Annotated in this window: 17 protein-coding genes; 8 read left to right on the forward strand and 9 right to left on the reverse strand. The window is 35.0% G+C overall.

The genetic code is table 11. From position 1 onward, the window contains the following. Window positions 1-220 precede the first annotated feature (220 nt). Genes DR871_RS04825 through metG form a run of 3 tightly spaced genes read right to left on the reverse strand, consistent with a single transcriptional unit; the run spans window position 221 to window position 3,915 of the window. Window positions 221-910 (reverse strand): HAD family hydrolase, encoded by a 690-nt coding sequence (locus DR871_RS04825; RefSeq protein WP_113664609.1) that lies wholly within the window; start codon window positions 908-910, stop codon window positions 221-223. A gap of 44 nt (window positions 911-954) precedes the next feature. Next, the gene (locus DR871_RS04830) at window positions 955-1,842 is read right to left on the reverse strand and encodes a DMT family transporter (protein WP_113664608.1); all 888 of its coding nucleotides are present in this window, start codon (window positions 1,840-1,842) and stop codon (window positions 955-957) included. A 12-nt stretch (window positions 1,843-1,854) separates the two neighbouring features. Beyond that, a complete protein-coding gene (metG, locus tag DR871_RS04835) occupies window positions 1,855-3,915 on the reverse strand; it encodes a methionine--tRNA ligase (protein WP_113664607.1) in 2,061 nt (686 codons plus the stop codon). Window positions 3,916-4,178: 263 nt separating this feature from the next. On the opposite strand from metG, the gene DR871_RS04840 reads away from it, so the two are divergent. The 6 genes from DR871_RS04840 (at window position 4,179) to DR871_RS04860 (ending at window position 9,478) form a co-directional block, all read left to right on the forward strand. Then, entirely contained in the window at window positions 4,179-5,291 is a 1,113-nt protein-coding gene (locus DR871_RS04840) for an HNH endonuclease (protein WP_113664606.1), read from the forward strand. Between the two features lie 131 nt (window positions 5,292-5,422). Beyond that, complete coding sequence (locus DR871_RS16395) at window positions 5,423-5,593, forward strand: hypothetical protein (protein ID WP_165355306.1); 171 nt, start codon at window positions 5,423-5,425, stop codon at window positions 5,591-5,593. 180 nt (window positions 5,594-5,773) lie between these two features. Then, window positions 5,774-6,298 (forward strand): hypothetical protein, encoded by a 525-nt coding sequence (locus DR871_RS04845; protein WP_113664605.1) that lies wholly within the window; start codon window positions 5,774-5,776, stop codon window positions 6,296-6,298. A 143-nt stretch (window positions 6,299-6,441) separates the two neighbouring features. After that, a complete protein-coding gene (locus DR871_RS04850) occupies window positions 6,442-6,825 on the forward strand; it encodes a hypothetical protein (RefSeq protein WP_113665438.1) in 384 nt (127 codons plus the stop codon). Between the two features lie 41 nt (window positions 6,826-6,866). Continuing rightward, window positions 6,867-7,307 carry a hypothetical protein gene (locus DR871_RS04855; protein ID WP_113664604.1) on the forward strand — a complete coding sequence of 147 codons (441 nt, stop codon included), beginning with the start codon at window positions 6,867-6,869 and terminating at the stop codon, window positions 7,305-7,307. Window positions 7,308-7,510: 203 nt separating this feature from the next. Then, window positions 7,511-9,478, forward strand: a complete 1,968-nt coding sequence (locus DR871_RS04860; RefSeq protein ID WP_113664603.1) for a transglycosylase domain-containing protein — start codon at window positions 7,511-7,513, stop codon at window positions 9,476-9,478. A gap of 99 nt (window positions 9,479-9,577) precedes the next feature. On the opposite strand, the gene DR871_RS04865 is transcribed toward DR871_RS04860, so the two are convergent. The 3 genes from DR871_RS04865 to DR871_RS04875 all read right to left on the reverse strand — a co-directional run bounded on the left by DR871_RS04865 (window position 9,578) and on the right by DR871_RS04875 (window position 12,735). Further along, on the reverse strand, window positions 9,578-10,615 hold the full coding sequence (locus tag DR871_RS04865) for an aldo/keto reductase (protein WP_113664602.1): 1,038 nt from the start codon (window positions 10,613-10,615) through the stop codon (window positions 9,578-9,580). A gap of 247 nt (window positions 10,616-10,862) precedes the next feature. Next, complete coding sequence (locus DR871_RS04870; RefSeq protein ID WP_113664601.1) at window positions 10,863-11,804, reverse strand: OmpA/MotB family protein; 942 nt, start codon at window positions 11,802-11,804, stop codon at window positions 10,863-10,865. A gap of 169 nt (window positions 11,805-11,973) precedes the next feature. Continuing rightward, window positions 11,974-12,735: an exodeoxyribonuclease III gene (locus tag DR871_RS04875; protein ID WP_113664600.1), complete on the reverse strand. Its 762-nt coding sequence runs from the start codon at window positions 12,733-12,735 to the stop codon at window positions 11,974-11,976. Window positions 12,736-12,938: 203 nt separating this feature from the next. On the opposite strand from DR871_RS04875, the gene DR871_RS04880 reads away from it, so the two are divergent. Further along, window positions 12,939-14,741: a GNAT family N-acyltransferase gene (locus tag DR871_RS04880; RefSeq protein ID WP_113664599.1), complete on the forward strand. Its 1,803-nt coding sequence runs from the start codon at window positions 12,939-12,941 to the stop codon at window positions 14,739-14,741. A 123-nt stretch (window positions 14,742-14,864) separates the two neighbouring features. On the opposite strand, the gene DR871_RS04885 is transcribed toward DR871_RS04880, so the two are convergent. From DR871_RS04885 to DR871_RS04895, 3 genes are read right to left on the reverse strand one after another with little or no spacing between them, the layout of a single operon-like run. Continuing rightward, complete coding sequence (locus DR871_RS04885; protein WP_113664598.1) at window positions 14,865-15,146, reverse strand: TM2 domain-containing protein; 282 nt, start codon at window positions 15,144-15,146, stop codon at window positions 14,865-14,867. Window positions 15,147-15,187: 41 nt separating this feature from the next. After that, entirely contained in the window at window positions 15,188-15,553 is a 366-nt protein-coding gene (locus DR871_RS04890; protein WP_113664597.1) for a VOC family protein, read from the reverse strand. A gap of 36 nt (window positions 15,554-15,589) precedes the next feature. Further along, window positions 15,590-16,537: a 2-hydroxyacid dehydrogenase gene (locus DR871_RS04895; protein ID WP_113664596.1), complete on the reverse strand. Its 948-nt coding sequence runs from the start codon at window positions 16,535-16,537 to the stop codon at window positions 15,590-15,592. A gap of 146 nt (window positions 16,538-16,683) precedes the next feature. Between DR871_RS04895 and nhaA the strand changes: the two genes are divergently transcribed. Beyond that, complete coding sequence (nhaA, locus tag DR871_RS04900; protein WP_113664595.1) at window positions 16,684-17,853, forward strand: Na+/H+ antiporter NhaA; 1,170 nt, start codon at window positions 16,684-16,686, stop codon at window positions 17,851-17,853. Window positions 17,854-17,901: the final 48 nt, after the last annotated feature.

The raw sequence follows: 17,901 nt of genomic DNA on the forward strand, positions 1-17,901 counted from the left end.
TTAAAATTTTATGCAAAAGTACAACATAATCAAGGATATGAAAACTTAAACCGTTAATTATGTAAGAATTAGTTTTAATTCTATAAATTAGCTGCGAATCAATGCTATTGGCAACATTTAGCAATTTATTTTATAGATTGTATAAAAATATTAACGTTAAAATTGTGGTTATTTCATTGTTAATACTAGCGATATTAATTAAAGAGGTTAGAAATAGGCTTTAATATTTTAGTTTTTGTAGCACTTCAGTGATTTTTTCAAAAGCGCTGAAGTTTTCGTGCTCTACTTTATGATCAATCTTTTCGTGTGCCCAAGTCGTATGAAACGGAATATGAACGGCATGTCCGCCAATTGCTAAAACGGGTAAAACATCCGATTTTAATGAATTACCAATCATAAAAAATTCGGAAGGTTGTATTTCCAATCGTTTTATTAAATCAGAATAATCAATTTCCTGTTTGTCTGACATCACTTCGATATGGTGAAAATAATGACCTAAACCTGAATTGTGTAATTTACGTCGCTGGTCTAATAAATCGCCTTTGGTGGCAACCACTAATTTGTATTTTCCATGTAAAGCTTCTAAAGTTTCTTCGACACCTTCCAGTAAAACAATAGGTTTCTCCAGCAATTCTTTCCCGTATTGAATGATTTTTTCGATGATTTCTATAGGAAGAGTATTGTTCGAAATAGTCATAGCCGCTTCAATCATCGATAGAATGTAGCCTTTGATTCCGTAACCGTATAATTTTAAATTATCGATTTCGACTTTAAAAAGTTCTTTAGAAATTCCCTGATGTGACAAATAATCTTCCATTAAACCACAGAATTTCTTCTCGGTTTCATCAAAATACGTTTCGTTAATCCATAAGGTATCATCGGCGTCAAAAGCAATTACTTTAAGTTCCATTTTTATTTTATTTTGATAATAATTGAGGTTTTTATTTTAACCTTTTACTGTTTTTGAAAAATTTTTTTCATTGAAATTGTTTTTGAATAAAAGGTAATTCGGATTCCCAAAAGTAAAATAATTCCTCCGATAATCATTTGCAGTGTAATTATTTCATCTAAAAATAACCAAGCTAAAATAGCAGTCAAAACGGCTTGACCGAGCAAACTCAAAGATACTCTTGTAGCTCGCATGTGTTGTGTGGCATAACTGAGCGATAACCATGCTAAAAGTTGGCAAACTACTGCCTGGATCAACAAGACCAGCCAACCAGCATCAGAAAATCCGGAAAAAGGTTCTTCTAGTATTAAGCAGAGAATTCCTAAATATAGACTTGAAGAGATTAGGCTGATGGTCATAAATGAAAGCACGTCTACTTTAGAAAGCACTTTTTTACTGATTAATAAGTAAATGGCATATAAAATACCCGATAACACGGCTAACAGGAATGCAGTGTCAAAATTAAGTTCGATGAAAAACTGAAAACCAACCAGCATAATCATTCCGAATAATGAGATTAGAGTTCCAATCCAAAAATTAGTGGCGGGTTTTGTTTTTAAAAATAAAAATGAACCAATGCCCACCCAAAGCGGTGATAAATTAGTAAGCAGTGAAGCCTGAGTAGCGCTAGATTCTTGAATGGCAATATTCCAAACGGCAACATCTGAGGCAAATAAAATTCCGCAAATTATAGCAGGAATTAATACTTTGAAAGTTGGAAGCTTGAATTTTTTTGTAATAATGACATACGGCAATAGCAAGGTTACTGCAATTGCCATTCTATAAAAAGCCGAAATTAGTCCGGGAGTTAACCGAAGTTTAATTAATATTGGAAAAATCGAAATGCAGAGTATCCCAACAATTAAAGCTAATTGCGGTTTTTTTATTTTCATTTTATAATTTTCTTAATTGATTGTCTCTCCATTTGCAACACCATCGGTATCTGGATTTACAAAAACCAGTTTCCCTTCAGCATTGGTAGTCATCAAAATCATTCCTTGACTTTCTACGCCACGAAGGTTTCTTGGAGCCAAATTCACTAAAACAGTAACTTTTTTACCAATAATATCTTCTGGTTTAAAACTTTCGGCAATACCAGAAACTATGGTGCGAACATCAATTCCGGTATCTACTTTCAAAATCAAAAGCTTGTTGGCTTTCGGCATTTTTTCGGCTTCCAGTATTGTTCCTACGCGAATATCCATTTTGGCAAAATCCTCAAATTGAATCGCTTCTTTCTGTGGCTCAGCTACTTTATTCTCCGCTTTATTGGCAGTTTTGGTCGCTTCCAGTTTGTCTATTTGTTTTTGGATTTCCTCGTCTTCAATTTTAGCAAACAATAATTCTGCTTCACCAATTTGGTGTCCAGCCGGAATCAAATCAGAATTTTGAGCAATAGTATTCCAGTTCAACGGACTTTCTATTTTTAGAATTCTTGATAATTTTTTTGCTGTAAACGGTAAGAATGGTTCGCAAAGTGAACTCAACGCAGCAGCAATTTGCAACGCCACATACATTTGCGTTTGCACGCGTTCTGGATTGTCTTTGATTACTTTCCAAGGCTCTTCGTCAGCCAAATATTTATTTCCTAAACGAGCCACATTCATCAATTCGCTCAATGCTTCGCGAAATCTGTAACGCTCTACGGAACTTGAAATCACAGCTGGATAGGCTTTCAATTCGGTTAAAGTCGCTTCGTCCACTTCTGAAAGTTCGTTCGGTTGTGGTACAATTCCGTTGTAATATTTATTGGTTAAAACCACGACACGATTAATGAAATTCCCGTAAATCGCTACTAATTCATTGTTATTTCTCGCCTGAAAATCTTTCCAGGTAAAATCATTATCCTTCGTTTCCGGTGCATTCGATGTCAACGCATAACGCAAAACATCTTGCTGATTCGGAAACTCTTCTAAATATTCGTGCAGCCAAACCGCCCAGTTTTTAGACGTAGACAATTTATTTCCTTCTAAGTTCAAGAACTCATTTGCAGGAACATTGTCCGGCAAAATATAACTTCCTTCGGCTTTCAACATCGCAGGGAAAATGATGCAATGGAAAACAATATTGTCTTTCCCAATGAAGTGAACTAGTTTCGTGTCCTGATCTTTCCAATACGGTTCCCAATCTTTTCCTTCGCGCAAGGCCCATTCTTTGGTGGAAGAAATGTAGCCAATCGGCGCATCAAACCACACGTATAATTTTTTTCCTTCGGCACCTTCAACAGGTACATCAATACCCCAATCCAAGTCACGAGTTACCGCACGAGGCTCTAATCCGCCATCAATCCACGATTTTACTTGTCCGTAAACATTCGGTTTCCAGTCGTTTTTATGTCCAACGAGAATCCATTCTTTCAAGAAATCTTCATAACGGTCCAAAGGCAAAAACCAGTGTTTTGTTGATTTCATGATTGGAGTTTCTCCGGTGATTGTCGATTTTGGATTAATCAAATCCGTAGCATTCAGCGTTGAACCACATTTTTCACATTGATCACCGTAAGCTTCTTCGTTGCCGCATTTTGGGCAAGTTCCCACCACAAAACGATCTGCGAGGAACTGATCTGCTTTTGCATCATACAATTGTTCCGTCACTTCCTCAATAAAATCCCCTTGTTCATACAGTTTTCTGAAAAATTCCGAAGCCGTATCATGATGAATTTTAGCTGAAGTTCTGGAATAATTATCAAACGAAATTCCAAAATCAGAGAACGATTTACGAATGATTCCATCATATTTATCGATTACTTCCTGTGGCGTAATGCCTTCTTTTTTGGCTTTCATCGAAATCGCCACGCCGTGTTCGTCACTTCCGCAAACAAACAAAACGTCTCTTCCCTGCAATCTTAAATATCTGGAATAAATGTCCGAAGGCACATAAACACCCGCCAAATGACCAATGTGAATCGGTCCGTTCGTATACGGCAATGCCGCTGTAATCGTATATCTTTTTGGATTCTGTATCATGATTCAATTTTATTGAGTGCAAAAATAAGCATTCCAATTTTTATTTGAAGCTATTTCCCGCTATACGTTACAATCTTATTGTTTTTAAAGAAAAAACAATAAGGATTTTCACTGCTATCGGGGCTAGGGAATCCTACATTATAACAATATTTCATTTCAAAATTAGTACTATTGGGTGTTTTGTAAGATTAATTTTTATATTTGAAAAAAGTTGTTTGGCAGGCTGTCTGCTTTAATAAAGACTTAAAATAATATCTGCCAAAATGAGTAAAACTACATTTAATAATATAACGAGAAGCGCAATTTGGACAGCATATAGAAGTAATTGTTTTTATTGCAGTCAATCATTAGATTGGGGAGATTTACATATTGATCATATTATCCCTGAATCTCTTTTACAAAAAGATGAAGAATTTGAAAAAATCAAAGAAGACTTTGGTTTAGAGAAAAATTTCAATTTAAATGAACTATATAATTTGGTGCCATCGCACAGTAAATGTAATCATAGAAAAAGTGATAATCTTTTTTCAAAGGCAACAACACTGTTTTACCTTTCAATTACTCATGAAGCAGAATTAAAAATTAAGGTTGAAATTGAAAAGTTAAAAAGAAATAAAAACAAAGGTCTAATTCTATCAAAATTACAATCTGCGCTTTCTTTAAATACTGTTAGTGAAAAAGATATAAAAAAAATCTTAATTGAAGCTGAAAAACAAAATTGGAATATTAAAGAAATTAAATTACCATTTGGGATAGAGTTCATAGATAAAATTTATGATATTTTTTATCTTGATACCGATTTTTCAACATTATTAGATAATAAATTATTAATGCAAAATGATGAAAACTCCTTAGAGTTAGTAAATTATAGTAATGAAAAAATAAATGTTTCTACTCTAAATGAATGGAAAAAAGCGTTAAATGAAGGGTTTTATCCTTATTCAACATATGCAATAAAATCAGCTTCAACATTTACATTCTTTGAAGAGTTAATCGAAGCTTTAAAGAAAGCGAAAATGCCAAAAGTGTCATTTATTAGTGAGCCCTGGTTAGAAATAGATATGTTAGATCATTTATCACCTAGCATTCTTATGGATGTTGAGAGAGAATTGTCACAATATATTCAAAATAGACTATCTATTGGAGATTTAGTTAGACAAGGTGTCGTTAAAATTAACAATCCCTATCCTTATAAAATATCTTTGGAGTTTGGAGGTTTTGAAACTTCATTTATTGAACAATTTAGAGCTGATTTTAATGACGATGGTATTGAAGATATATTTGTCAGAGGTTGGACAAGAGCAGTTGGAGGAACTATGGGATTTGGGTTCACTTCAATTTTAACTAAATTATCAGAAAAGCATTTAATTGAATAAGATAATATGAGTAAAAGGTATGTAGTTAAATTGTATAACCCATCTTTACGAAGTCTCTTGATTTTATACTTCTTCATTGAAAAATCTACTTTTTTATATCTTTGCAAAACAAACTAAAGAAGATTGTAATCATGGCAAAAGGACCCGAAAAAAACACTAAAAATAAGGCTTTACATACCAAACTGCTAAATCGGAAAAAGGCTAAACTTCAGGAGGAAAAAAAAGAAAAAGCAGCACGTTTAAAAGCTTTGGTTACAAAAATGAATCAGAATAAGATTAGTAACGAATCTGATATCAGTTAAATGTTGTCATTTATTAATCTCTATTCTATTTGACATGAGCGATGGCGAATTGCGAAAGTAAATCCGTGGATAAAAATGACTTTGCAATTCTTCCCTGTTTCACACTAAATTTGCAGTAGATCTTCAAAATACAATTCGAAGCCTATTTACAATCCATTCACATAATTTTGAGCAGAAAAAATGAAATCGTATCCAGAACACTTACAAATCGTCAATACTTTTCATGAACTTGGAGAAACCATTGCTGCTGCCCAATTTTTAATTGAAGAATATGGTTTAGAAAACGCCAATTTCAAAGGGTTTGAATTAAGAGAAAAAGCCAAACCAGAATTTATCCTGATGACCACTGAAGGCGCTCTCGGCGAACCTCAAATCATCCGCATCCCTGAAAACACTTTTGAATATCCACTCCATTTAATGCTCAATTTGCTGATGCATGAAATGATTCACGTGAGTCAAAAAACAAAAGAAAACTTGGTTGAAGATAAAAATGAAAGGGAATGGCAAGCGTATTTTGAAATGCTTTTTCATGTAAAATTTCCTCAAGTTCCTGAACTTCCAGATTTTCACAAACGCTTCTTTGCAAAAAAAGCGTTGGAGTATTACAATAGAATGGGCGAAGGTTCTGAACTCCAATTAAAATACGCCAATCAAAAACTGGAAACAGACAATTTGTTGTCATTTCTGGAGGCAAAAATACAATAGCTCTTTTCTTGTTTCCAAGATTCTACTGATGTGTTTCTTATTTTAAATAAAAAACAATAAATCAAGAAAGAGATTCATTATTTTTCGTAACTTTATGTTTAACAATGTCTTACGAAAATAAAATGAAATCCTCTCACCAAACTATGACTCATTTATACGAACACTTAGGCAAAGTGTTCTATTCTATTGCGGCTATAGACAAAACCATTCGTAAAGAAGAAATCGAGAAACTGAAACAAATCATAAAAACGGAATGGCTTCCGCTGGAAAATAGTTCAAATGAATTTGGGGATGATGCTGCTTATGAAATCGAAATCGTTTTTGACTGGCTTGTTGCCAATGAATGGGAATTGGAACAAGTCATGCCCGACTTTAAAATTTTCAGGGAAGAACATCTACACTTATTCACTCCAGAAATTAATGCCCTAATTCTAAAAACTGCTAACGCCATAGCTTCTTCATTCTCAGGAAAAAATAAATCGGAACACGTTTTAATAAGTCAACTAAGCGCGATTCTATTGCAATAAAACAGGAAAAAACAATCTACTTTAACTTAAAAAGCAAAGACATGAAAAGACAAACTGGCATTTGGATAGATTCCTCAAAAGCAATAATTGTTGCTCTTGATGGTGAAACAGAAAAAATTACCGAAATAGATTCCGAGGTTGAAAATAGTGTACATCATAATGACGAAGGTAATAAAGGAACTTTCTCAGGAGTTCATCATGGCAATAGCGACAAAAAATTTGAGAACAGAAAAGAACAAGAACTGGATTATTTTATAAAATCTGTTCTTTCGTATGTGAAAAAATCAGATGAACTTATTGTTTTTGGCCCGGCGCAAACCAAAACAAAACTGGAACAAAAATTAATGAAAGATCATTTAATTGAACCCGGAAAACTAAAAGCCGTAGAAACCGCAGACAAAATGACGTTAAATCAAATTGTGGAGAAAGTGCGTAGGTTCTACAATCCTTATGAATACAAAGAACCAAAGCCAAAAAGCTAATTGACCACAACAAAACAATTTAGAAACTACAGCACTATTTAAGTTGTAGTTTTTTTATGTTTATATTCGAACGAAATTATATTATTCATCAAAATTCTAAAGAAAACTATAAAAAACTTTCCTTTGGTATTTTTTTGCTTTTCTTTATACACGAGATTCTAAACTCCATTTATTTTAGATTTTATCAAGTATCCAAATCATTTATGAGAACCGGAAAACAAAAAATAATCCTTGCTGTGAAAATACTTTTTGTATTATTTGCCATCATGATTATTGCTTTTTACATATTTCGTGATGCCGTTTTACAACAAACCATCGCTAAGGTATCACATGAAATGGAGGTGGATTACAACAGCACTTTTTCAATAAAAAAAGCGTCTTTTGACGGATTATCGGGCTTGAATCTTACCGAAATAATTCTGGTTCCAAAAAATGCAGACACTCTTTTTAAAATTCAAAAACTAAAAACCAGTGTCAATTTATGGAAATTAATCACCGGCGACTTGCAACTTGGAACTCTAGAAATGCAAAATGGTTTTGTCCAGTTAGTAAAAAAAGGAAAGTCGGGAAATTATGATGCATTTCTAAAAAAAGACAATCAAACAGAAATACGCGACGAGAAAAGAAATTACGCTCAGTTTGCCTACAGAATAATCTCAAAAGCGCTGAATTTAGTCCCAACGGATATGATTCTAGACAATCTTTCTTTCCGACTCGATGATAACGGAAAAAAGGCAACCATCAATTTCCAAAAACTGCGATTGGTCAATAAACAGCTCGAAACTTCGATAAAAGTTCAAACCAATACGATTTCACAACGATGGAAAATTAAAGGATTTGCCGATCCAAGAAACAAAAAAGTCGATATTCGTTTCGTAAATATTGATACCGGCGCCATCCAAATGCCATATTTAGACGAGCGTTTCAACCTGAAGTCAAGCTTTGACTCGATTCGATTGAACATTCAAAACATTGATAAAGACGGTGATGAACTGCATATTGATGGATTTATAGCTATTGCCAATTTAAAAATCAATCATCCAAAAATTGCCAGTAAAGATGTACTACTAAAAAGTGCCAAATTTGATTACCGATTCTTATTGGGTTCTGATTTTATTTCGATAGACAGCAGCTCAACGGTTCAATTGAATAAAATTAAATTTCACCCTTACTTGGCGTACGAAAATGAAAAAGACACGATTTATAAACTAAAAGTAACTATTCCAAAAATGAAAGCACAGGATTTTATCACTTCGCTTCCTGATGGTTTATTTACGCACTTTCAGGGAATGGAAGCCACAGGTACTTTCGACTACAAACTGGATTTTGCTTTTAACCAAAACAAAACCAATCAGCTGGTTTTTGACAGTAAATTGAAGAAAGAAAATCTAAAAATTACAAAATACGGCGAAGCGAATCTGAATAAACTCAATGGAGAATTTGTATATCGTGCACTTATCAAAAATGTATTGCAGCGACCGGTTTTAGTTGGTTCAGCCAATCCAAATTATACGCCTTTAGACCAAATTTCACCGTATTTAAGAAAGTCGGTTTTAACAACAGAAGATCCTTCTTTCTTTTCGCACCGTGGTTTTATCAGCGAAGCATTCAAACAATCCATCGTGAAAAACATCAGAACCAAAAAGTTCTCCCGTGGTGCTAGTACCATCAGCATGCAATTAGTAAAAAATGCTTTTCTAAGTCGGGAGAAAACCGTATCCCGTAAACTAGAGGAAATATTATTGGTTTACATTCTGGAAAATAACCGGATTGTAAGCAAGGAACGCATGCTCGAAGTGTATTTTAATATTATCGAATGGGGTCCAAATGTATATGGAATTGGTGAAGCAAGTCAGTTTTATTTCCAAAAAACACCTTTAGAATTATCGCTCAACGAATGCTTGTATCTCGCCCGAATTATTCCAAGTCCTAAGAAATTCATGTATCAGTTTAACGATCAGGGAATGTTGAAAGATTTTGCTGTAAAACAAGAATCGTTCTTGACCAATATCATGTTTCGAAGAGGACTTTTGACTCCTGAAGACACTATTTACAAGTCATTACCCATACTGATTTCAGGACCTGCAAAATCTTTTATCAAATTCAAAGTACAAGATTCAACGCTAATAAAAGTAGATTCTTTATCAATTGAAGAGGAATTTGATCTTTAATAATTGGGAATTATAAATAGAAATTGTCATTCCTACAAAGGAGGAATCTCACATAGTGGGATTCCTCCTTTGTAGGAATGACAAAAAATGGATTTTTATTTACGGTGCCGGATCTGGAATCACGGCTTGTACTTCATCAATCGCTTTTAGAATTTCATCCGAAAGTGTAACTTGAATCGTATCAATATTTTCTTTTAATTGTTCCAATGTTGTTGCGCCAATAATTGTGCTAGTTACAAACGGCTGTTGTGCAATAAATGCCAAAGACAATTCCGTTAAAGTCAGTCCGTTTTTTTTTGCTATCTCCTGATACAATCGTGTAGCTTCAGTACTTTGTGCGCTGTTGTATCGAGAATACTGCGGAAACAATTTGATTCTGGCATTTGGATGCGCTTCACCAGTTAGGAATTTTCCAGACAAAACCCCAAAAGCCATCGGCGAATACGCCAATAAACCTACATTTTCTCTCAGGCAAACTTCAGCAGAACCGTTTTCAAAAAGTCTGTTTAACAATGAATATGGGTTTTGAATCGTTTTTACTCTTGGCAAATTATTGTATTTACTCTCTTCCAGAAAACGCATGATTCCCCAAGGATTTTCATTTGAAAGTCCAATATGTTTGATTTTTCCTTCTTTGACAAAACCGTCTAATGTTTCAAGAACATTATGAATGTTATCTTCCCAATCATCATCCTGTACTTTGAAACCGCGTTGTCCAAAATAATTGGTTTTGCGTTCTGGCCAATGCAATTGGTACAAATCGATATAATCTGTTTGTAAGCGCTGTAAACTATTATCCAATGCAAACTTGATACTGGCTGGTGAGAAATCTAACTTTTCTCTCATGTAGCCAAAATTTGGATTAGGTCCGGCAATTTTGGATGCCAAAACTACTTCTTCTCTTTTTCCTGTTTTTTTGAACCAAGTCCCAAGAATTTTCTCGGTACTTCCGTAGGTTTCCTCGCGCCCGGGAACCGAATACATTTCGGCAGTATCAAAGAAATTAACCCCATTTTCTAAAGCATAATCCATTTGGGCATGACCATCAGCTTCGGTGTTTTGCTCTCCAAAAGTCATCGTTCCAAGGCAAATCTTGCTGACTTTTACATCAGTATTCGGTAAAGTTGTGTATTTCATAATTAAGAAAGTTGCTTTGTATTTTTAGTAAACAAAGATAAAATTAGTTTGTCGTTAGCATTTGCTGTTAACAGAAAATTGAGAAACGTTTATTTAGAACTAAACCGAATATTTAAAAAAATAAACCGCTAATTTGCGAATTTAAAATCCTTCGATCAAAAGATAAAATTAGCGAATTTGCGGTAAAAGAAAAAAGGTCCAAAGCATACACTCTGAACCTTTCTCGATTTGAAACTTTAATTGTTTTTTAATTTATCTCATTCAGCATTTCGGCAATTTCGTCTAATCTTGGCGTTAATATGATTTCGATTCTACGGTTTTTAGCTTTCCCATCTGCAGTTGAATTGCTAGTTAATGGCGAAAATTCTCCTCTTCCTGCCGCAGTAAGATTTTGCTTATTGATTTTTTTGTTCTCACTCAAAATAGCAACTATTGCTGTCGCTCTTTTGGTTGATAAATCCCAGTTATCCGCAATTGGACCTGAAGCTGTAAACGCATCATCATCCGTATGACCTTCTATAAGCACCGAAATATCTGGGTTGTCACCCAATACCTTTGCTAATTCTACAACTGCTTTTTTCCCTTCGGAACCTACAGCCCAACTTCCCGAATTGAAAAGTAGTTTGTTCTCCATAGAAACATACACTTTCCCGTTTTTTTGTTCTACCGTCAACCCTTTTCCTTCAAAACTGTTCAAGGCTTTAGACAAGGTTTCTTTTAGTTTTTTCATACTAGCTTCTTTGGCAGCAATCAAATCTTCCAATTCTTGCAGACGTTGTGCGCTTTTGCTTAATCGGTCTTGTTCTAAAGCCAATGCTTTTCCTTTTTCGTCTAATTGCTCCAGCAAATCACGATTTTTCTTCATGTTGCTTTGCAAAGCATCACCGCTATTTTTTTCTAAAGCGGCGTACGAATCCTGCAAGACTTTAAATTTATTTTGCGCTGCGGCGTAATCTGCTTTCAATTTATCCAATTCCGCTTTGGATTTACTCAAATCATTTTTCAAACCGTCGCGGTCTAATTCTAATTGGTTTTTAGCTTTTAGCAAATCAGCATTTTCATCTGCTAAACTTCGGTTTTCTTTTTTGGAATCGGCATATTTACTTTCTAAATCATTGTATATTTTCTTGGACACGCAAGAAGTTGAAAGCGCCAATACTAATAATCCTATGGAAACTCTTTTAATCATTTGGTTGGTATTTATGTTGTTTCTAATGTTGTTTTGAACCCAAAAATTTAAATTGTAGTCAAATACTCTAGCGCCGATAAAAGGAAAAATCCTTTTCTAATTTTGTTTAACGAGAGAAAAAAATGTAATCTCGTCTTTAGGATGAGAGGTGAAACAGCACCTGAAAACGTTATTCTATTTCCACTAAAATTGGGCAATGATCTGAATGCACGGCATCTGATAAAATAACGGCTCTTTTCAATTTATGTTTTAAAGAATCGCTGACTAAATTGTAATCGATTCGCCAACCCTTGTTGTTCCCTCTTGCTCCGGCGCGGTAGCTCCACCATGTATATTGGTGAGGCTCACTGTTGAAATGGCGAAAACTATCCACAAATCCGGACTTCATAAATCCGTCAAGCCAAGTTCTTTCCTGTGGTAAAAAACCGGAGACATTTTTGTTTCGGATGGGATCATGAATGTCGATTGCCTCGTGGCAAATGTTGTAATCCCCGCAGATAATCAGGTTTGGCGTTTCTTTTTTGAGTTCGTCAATATAATTCTGAAAATCGTCCATGAACGTGAATTTATGGTCTAAACGATCAATATTTGTGCCTGATGGCAGGTACAAACTCATCACTGAAAATCCATCAAAATCGGCTCGAAGATTTCTTCCTTCGAAATCCATGTGGTGAATTCCGGTTCCGTGAACGACATTGTTAGGTTTAATTTTAGAGAGAATCGCCACGCCGCTGTACCCTTTTTTGGTTGCTGAATAATAATATTGGTAGGGATAACCCGCTTTTGCAATATCATCGACAGGGATTTGATCTTCGGTTGCTTTAATTTCCTGAAGACAAATAATATCGGGATTTGCGTGTTGCAACCAGTCGATAAATCCTTTTGAAATGGCTGCTCTGATTCCGTTTACGTTGTATGAAATTATTCTCATGAAAAATTATTTTGAATCTCTTCCGAAAAATTATTTTTTGCCTGCGATTCTCAGGAACCCACTTTTTTATTTTATCGGAAAAAATTATATTGGTTGAATGTGGGTTTCAAATGTAACAAAAAAGTAGAAGTTTGATGGAGAAAAATAGAGAAAATGGAGTTTTTTGCTATCTTTGTTTCTTGCTCTAAAAAAACAAAAAATACATGGGTTTAGTAACCGCGAAAGAAGTTGCAAAAGCAATAAATGCAGACAAGTACGGGGTTCTGGGAACTTTTTCCGGATGGATGCTGATGAAGGTGCTAAAAATATCGACGTTAAACAAAGTATACGATAGAAATAAACATTTAACAGAAGTTGATTTCCTGAATGGTATACTTGATGATTTACAAATAAAATTCGAAATTCCAGAAGAGGATTTAAAACGTTTACCAAAAGAAGGCGCTTATATCACCATTTCGAATCATCCATTGGGAGGAATTGATGGGGTTTTGCTATTGAAATTGATGCTGGAAAGAGAACCAAATTTCAAGATCATCGCCAATTTTCTTTTGCACCGTATTGAGCCGCTCAAGAAGTACATTATGCCGGTAAATCCTTTTGAAAATCATAAGGACGCAAAATCAAGCGTAGTGGGAATTAAAGAAACACTGCGCCATTTAAGTGACGGTAAACCTTTAGGAATGTTTCCTGCCGGGGAAGTTTCTACGTACAAAGATGGTAAATTAATGGTGGATAAACCTTGGGAAGAAGGCGCTATTAAAGTAATCAGAAAAGCCCAAGTCCCTGTGGTTCCTATTTATTTTCATGCAAAAAACAGTCGGTTATTTTATTTGCTTTCTAAAATAAGCGGGACTTTTAGAACAGCAAAATTACCTTCGGAAGTATTTAGCCAGAAACGACGCGTGATTAAAGTGCGCATTGGAAAACCAATTTCAGTTAGCGAACAAAACGAGCACAACACTTTAGAGGAGTACTCTGAGTTTCTAAGGAAAAAAACGTACATGTTGGCCAATCCTTTCGAGAAAGAAATTCCTTTTTTGCCAACGCCTACTTTAAAAATTGCTAAAAGCCCAAAAACTATTGTAACTGCTGCCAGTCAAGACAAAATGACTAAAGAAGTAGATGCTTTGCGAATTACGGATTGTCGCCTTTTACAAAGTAAAAATTACGAAGTTTTTCTCGCAGAAGCAAAGAAGATACCAAATATCCTACATGAAATAGGACGCCTCAGAGAAATAACTTTTAGAGAAGTGGGCGAGGGAACAAATGAATCCATTGATTTAGACAAGCACGATCAATATTACCATCACCTGTTTTTATGGGACAATGAAGCCAATAAAATTGCTGGTGCGTACCGAATGGGATTGGGTTCAGAAATTTATCCAAAATACGGTATAAATGGTTTTTACCTCAACGACTTGTTCCGATTTGAGCCTGAATTACATGATATGATGCATAAATCCATAGAAATGGGTCGTGCTTTTATCATCAAAGAATACCAACAGAAGCCAATGCCTCTTTTCCTGCTTTGGAAAGGTATTATGCACACCACATTGCGTTATCCAGAACATAAATTTTTATTGGGTGGCGTAAGTATCAGCAATCAATTTTCAGATTTTTCTAAATCGCTGATGATTGAATTCATGAAGTCCAATTATTATGATCCTTATATTGCGCAATACATTCACCCTAAGAAAGCGTATAAAGTAAAACTAAAAGATGCCGATAAGGATTTCATTTTTGATGAAGCCGAATCTGATTTGAATAAGTTTGATAAAATTATAGATGAACTGGAGCCAGGAAGTTTGCGTTTGCCTGTTTTGATTAAAAAATACATCAAACAGAATGCAAAAGTGGTAGCATTCAATGTAGATCCGCTTTTTAATAACGCCGTTGACGGATTGATGTACATTCGAATTGCTGATATTCCAGAAAGCACCATGAAACCTGTAATGGAAGAGTTTCAGAAAGAACTGGAACGAAAATTAGCAGATAAAGAAGATTAATTTCTAAATTATTTGAAATAGTCACCTCGGATTTTACAAATTTGAACAAAACTATTTCGTGACAGTCTTGGCAAAAAAATAGATACAATAAAAAATCCCGATACAATCGGGATTTTTTATGTTTTAGAACCAAGCTTTTTTACCAACTTGATACGTTTGGTAAAACTCTTCGTCAGATTTTGTTAAATATATTATACCCTCAATAAGTCCCAATATACTTGTTACTACTCCACATGTAAAAAGGCTAATTACCAACCATATTATCCCTTCTGTTGTATAACCCAACAGGAATTTATGAATCCCTAGAGCTCCTAAAAGAATAGCAAGTAATCCTGCTGCAATTTTTTTATTATCTGGTTGAACAGGCCTCGGATTGTTCCATTCTTCGTGTTTTAAATTTTCCATTGGTTGATTGTTATTGGTTTGTTTTTAAGTTACTAAAAAAATTATTGAAATGCTTTATCGATTGGTTCCCAAAGTTCTATTTTATTTCCTTCGTTATCCAGAACCCATCCAAATTTTCCATACTCATAAGTCTGCACATCACCCACAATTGTTACACCTTCATCAGATAATTTTTTTAACAAATCTTGTAAATCATGTACTCGGAAATTTTGCATGAACTGTTTTTCGCTTGGCGCAAAATAAGTCGTGTCCTCCGCAAATGGCGACCATTGGGTAGAACAGTCATTTCCGTCTTTATCTTTCCACCAAAAAGTAGAACCATAATCATCCGTTTTTAAACCCAAATGTTTTCCGTACCAAGCTACCAATTCTTTAAGGTTTTTTGATTTAAAAAAGAAACCGCCAATCCCGGTAACGCGTTGCTCCGGCGCTTCAACTTTGGCTTAAGCAAAATACTTTGCTTTTATTTTATCAACGATTACTTGTGCCAATCGCTCATGGCTTTCGAATGTCCAACCGGCAATATGCGGTGTCAAAATCACATTCTTTGCTTTCAATAAATATTGAAAAGCTTCCGGTGTGTGTTTGTCTTTAAAAAGCGTTTCGAAAGACAATTTCTCATATTCCAGAACATCCAATCCAGCTCCGAGAATTTTCCCGGATTGCATTGCCGTAACCAAATCGGCAGTGACAATATTCTTGCCGCGAGACGTATTGATAATCCAAAAAGGTTTGGTAAATCCATTGATGAAATCACTGTCAACCATTTTATCCGTTTCGGGAGTCCACGGAATATGCAAACTTATTACATCTACTTTTTGCTGAAATTCATGTAAAGAAACCTGTTTTGCATTAGCGTCACCCACATTTTCCTGAATATCGTAACAAAGCACTTCCACATCAAAGCCACGCAATTTTTTGGCAAATGATTTCCCCATGTTTCCGTAACCGATAATCCCAACTGTTTTTCCGTCCAGTTCATGACCGCGGTTGCTTTCACGATTCCAGTGTCCCGCTCGTATCTCGCTATCAGCTTCGTTCAATTTATTAAAAAGGGATAAAATCATCCCTAAAGTATGTTCGGCAACTGCGTTCCTATTTCCTTCGGGAGCAGCTATGAGCGTAATGTTTTTGGATGCCGCATAATCGCAATCAATACTTTCTAGTCCGGCTCCAACACGCGCAATGAATTGCAGATTAGCGGCTTTGTCTAAAAATTCTTTGTCAATCTTGAAGCGGCTTCGAATCACAATTCCTTGGTAATCTTGAATTTTGGCTTCGATTTCTTCTTTAGAAGAGGAAAAATCACTGTGATTTATAAACCCGGAATGTTGCAACTGATCCCAAAGTACAGGATGATTGCTATCTATGTGAAGGATTTTGATGTCCATAATTGTTCGGTTTTTGATCTTTCAAATTAACAAAAAAATTACGGTTTATTGATTTATTGGAGGAAATTAAGTCGTAAAATCGTAAATTAGCGATTAATAAATTTTTATTATAAATCTTATGTTTTGTAATAAAAGAAAGCAAAAAAATGAAATTAACAAAAACCTTCAAAGCTTTTTTTGAAAGCGAAAAATCAGGTGGACTCCTATTACTATTAGTTACCATAGTTTCCATGCTATTGGCTAATTCATCTTTTCAAACCGAATATATTGCTTTTTGGGGAACTGAAATCGGAAACCATTCCATTACTCACTGGATTAATGACGGCTTAATGGCTATTTTCTTTCTACTCATTGGTTTAGAATTAGAACGCGAAATGTATCAAGGAGAATTATCCAGTATAAAAAACGCGGCATTGCCTATTTTTGGTGCCTTTGGAGGAATGATTGTTCCGGCAGGCATCTTTTTATTATTAAATTTTGGAACCATCACACAAAATGGAGCCGGAATTCCAATGGCGACAGATATTGCTTTTGCTATTGGTATTTTGTCCCTTTTAGGAAATCGTGTTCCTACATCGCTTAAAGTATTTTTGACTGCGCTTGCCGTAATTGATGATTTAGGCGCTATTATGGTTATTGCCATATTTTATACAGACACTATTGCTTATCTGAATTTGCTAATTGCTTTTGCCATTATGGGTGGTTTGTTTATCCTGAACCGAAGAAAAGTGCACAGTCTTATTCCTTATTTAATTGGTGGTGCAGCAATGTGGTATTTCATGCTAAATTCAGGAGTTCACGCTACTATAACCGGAGTATTATTAGCCTTTGTAATTCCATTTGGTGACGGAGGCAAGAAGACATCTTCCTATCGATTACAGCATTTTTTACATTATCCGGTCGCGTTTTTTATACTTCCGTTATTTGCCATAGCCAATACCTGTATTGCCATAAACTCCGATTGGCATGAAGGATTGAACCACCCCAACACGATTGGAATTATGTTAGGTCTTGTGGTAGGAAAGCCATTAGGAATTTGGTTGTTTTCATTCCTTGCAGTGAGTTTAGGAATTGGTACGCTACCAAGAGATCTAAAATGGAGCACTATTCTAGGCGCAGGAATGCTGGGAGGAATAGGATTTACGATGTCTATTTTTATCACATTGCTTGCCTTCAAAAACGACGGAGAAGAAGTCATTACTTATTCGAAAATTGCGATTTTGGTTGCTTCCTTTATAGCGGGAACTATCGGTTTCTTATGGTTAAAATTTAATTTGAAACCCGCTAAAGCAAAAAAACAATCCAAGAAAGTTTAGCTTCAATCTATTTCATAAAAAAGCTTCGTTTAAGAGATTAAACGAAGC

Origin of the sequence: Flavobacterium petrolei (assembly GCF_003314435.2) — a bacterium.
Taxonomy (GTDB): Bacteria; Bacteroidota; Bacteroidia; order Flavobacteriales; family Flavobacteriaceae; genus Flavobacterium; species Flavobacterium petrolei.

Excerpts from the sequence above, each read along its gene's own strand:
- DR871_RS04825 (WP_113664609.1), bottom strand. The coding sequence starts at position 910 with ATGGAACTTAAAGTAATTGCTTTTGACGCCGATGATACCTTATGGATT.
- DR871_RS04830 (WP_113664608.1), bottom strand. The coding sequence starts at position 1,842 with ATGAAAATAAAAAAACCGCAATTAGCTTTAATTGTTGGGATACTCTGC.
- metG (WP_113664607.1), bottom strand. The coding sequence starts at position 3,915 with ATGATACAGAATCCAAAAAGATATACGATTACAGCGGCATTGCCGTAT.
- DR871_RS04840 (WP_113664606.1), top strand. The coding sequence starts at position 4,179 with ATGAGTAAAACTACATTTAATAATATAACGAGAAGCGCAATTTGGACA.
- DR871_RS16395 (WP_165355306.1), top strand. The coding sequence starts at position 5,423 with ATGGCAAAAGGACCCGAAAAAAACACTAAAAATAAGGCTTTACATACC.
- DR871_RS04845 (WP_113664605.1), top strand. The coding sequence starts at position 5,774 with ATGAAATCGTATCCAGAACACTTACAAATCGTCAATACTTTTCATGAA.
- DR871_RS04850 (WP_113665438.1), top strand. The coding sequence starts at position 6,442 with ATGACTCATTTATACGAACACTTAGGCAAAGTGTTCTATTCTATTGCG.
- DR871_RS04855 (WP_113664604.1), top strand. The coding sequence starts at position 6,867 with ATGAAAAGACAAACTGGCATTTGGATAGATTCCTCAAAAGCAATAATT.
- DR871_RS04860 (WP_113664603.1), top strand. The coding sequence starts at position 7,511 with ATGAGAACCGGAAAACAAAAAATAATCCTTGCTGTGAAAATACTTTTT.
- DR871_RS04865 (WP_113664602.1), bottom strand. The coding sequence starts at position 10,615 with ATGAAATACACAACTTTACCGAATACTGATGTAAAAGTCAGCAAGATT.
- DR871_RS04870 (WP_113664601.1), bottom strand. The coding sequence starts at position 11,804 with ATGATTAAAAGAGTTTCCATAGGATTATTAGTATTGGCGCTTTCAACT.
- DR871_RS04875 (WP_113664600.1), bottom strand. The coding sequence starts at position 12,735 with ATGAGAATAATTTCATACAACGTAAACGGAATCAGAGCAGCCATTTCA.
- DR871_RS04880 (WP_113664599.1), top strand. The coding sequence starts at position 12,939 with ATGGGTTTAGTAACCGCGAAAGAAGTTGCAAAAGCAATAAATGCAGAC.
- DR871_RS04885 (WP_113664598.1), bottom strand. The coding sequence starts at position 15,146 with ATGGAAAATTTAAAACACGAAGAATGGAACAATCCGAGGCCTGTTCAA.
- DR871_RS04895 (WP_113664596.1), bottom strand. The coding sequence starts at position 16,537 with ATGGACATCAAAATCCTTCACATAGATAGCAATCATCCTGTACTTTGG.
- nhaA (WP_113664595.1), top strand. The coding sequence starts at position 16,684 with ATGAAATTAACAAAAACCTTCAAAGCTTTTTTTGAAAGCGAAAAATCA.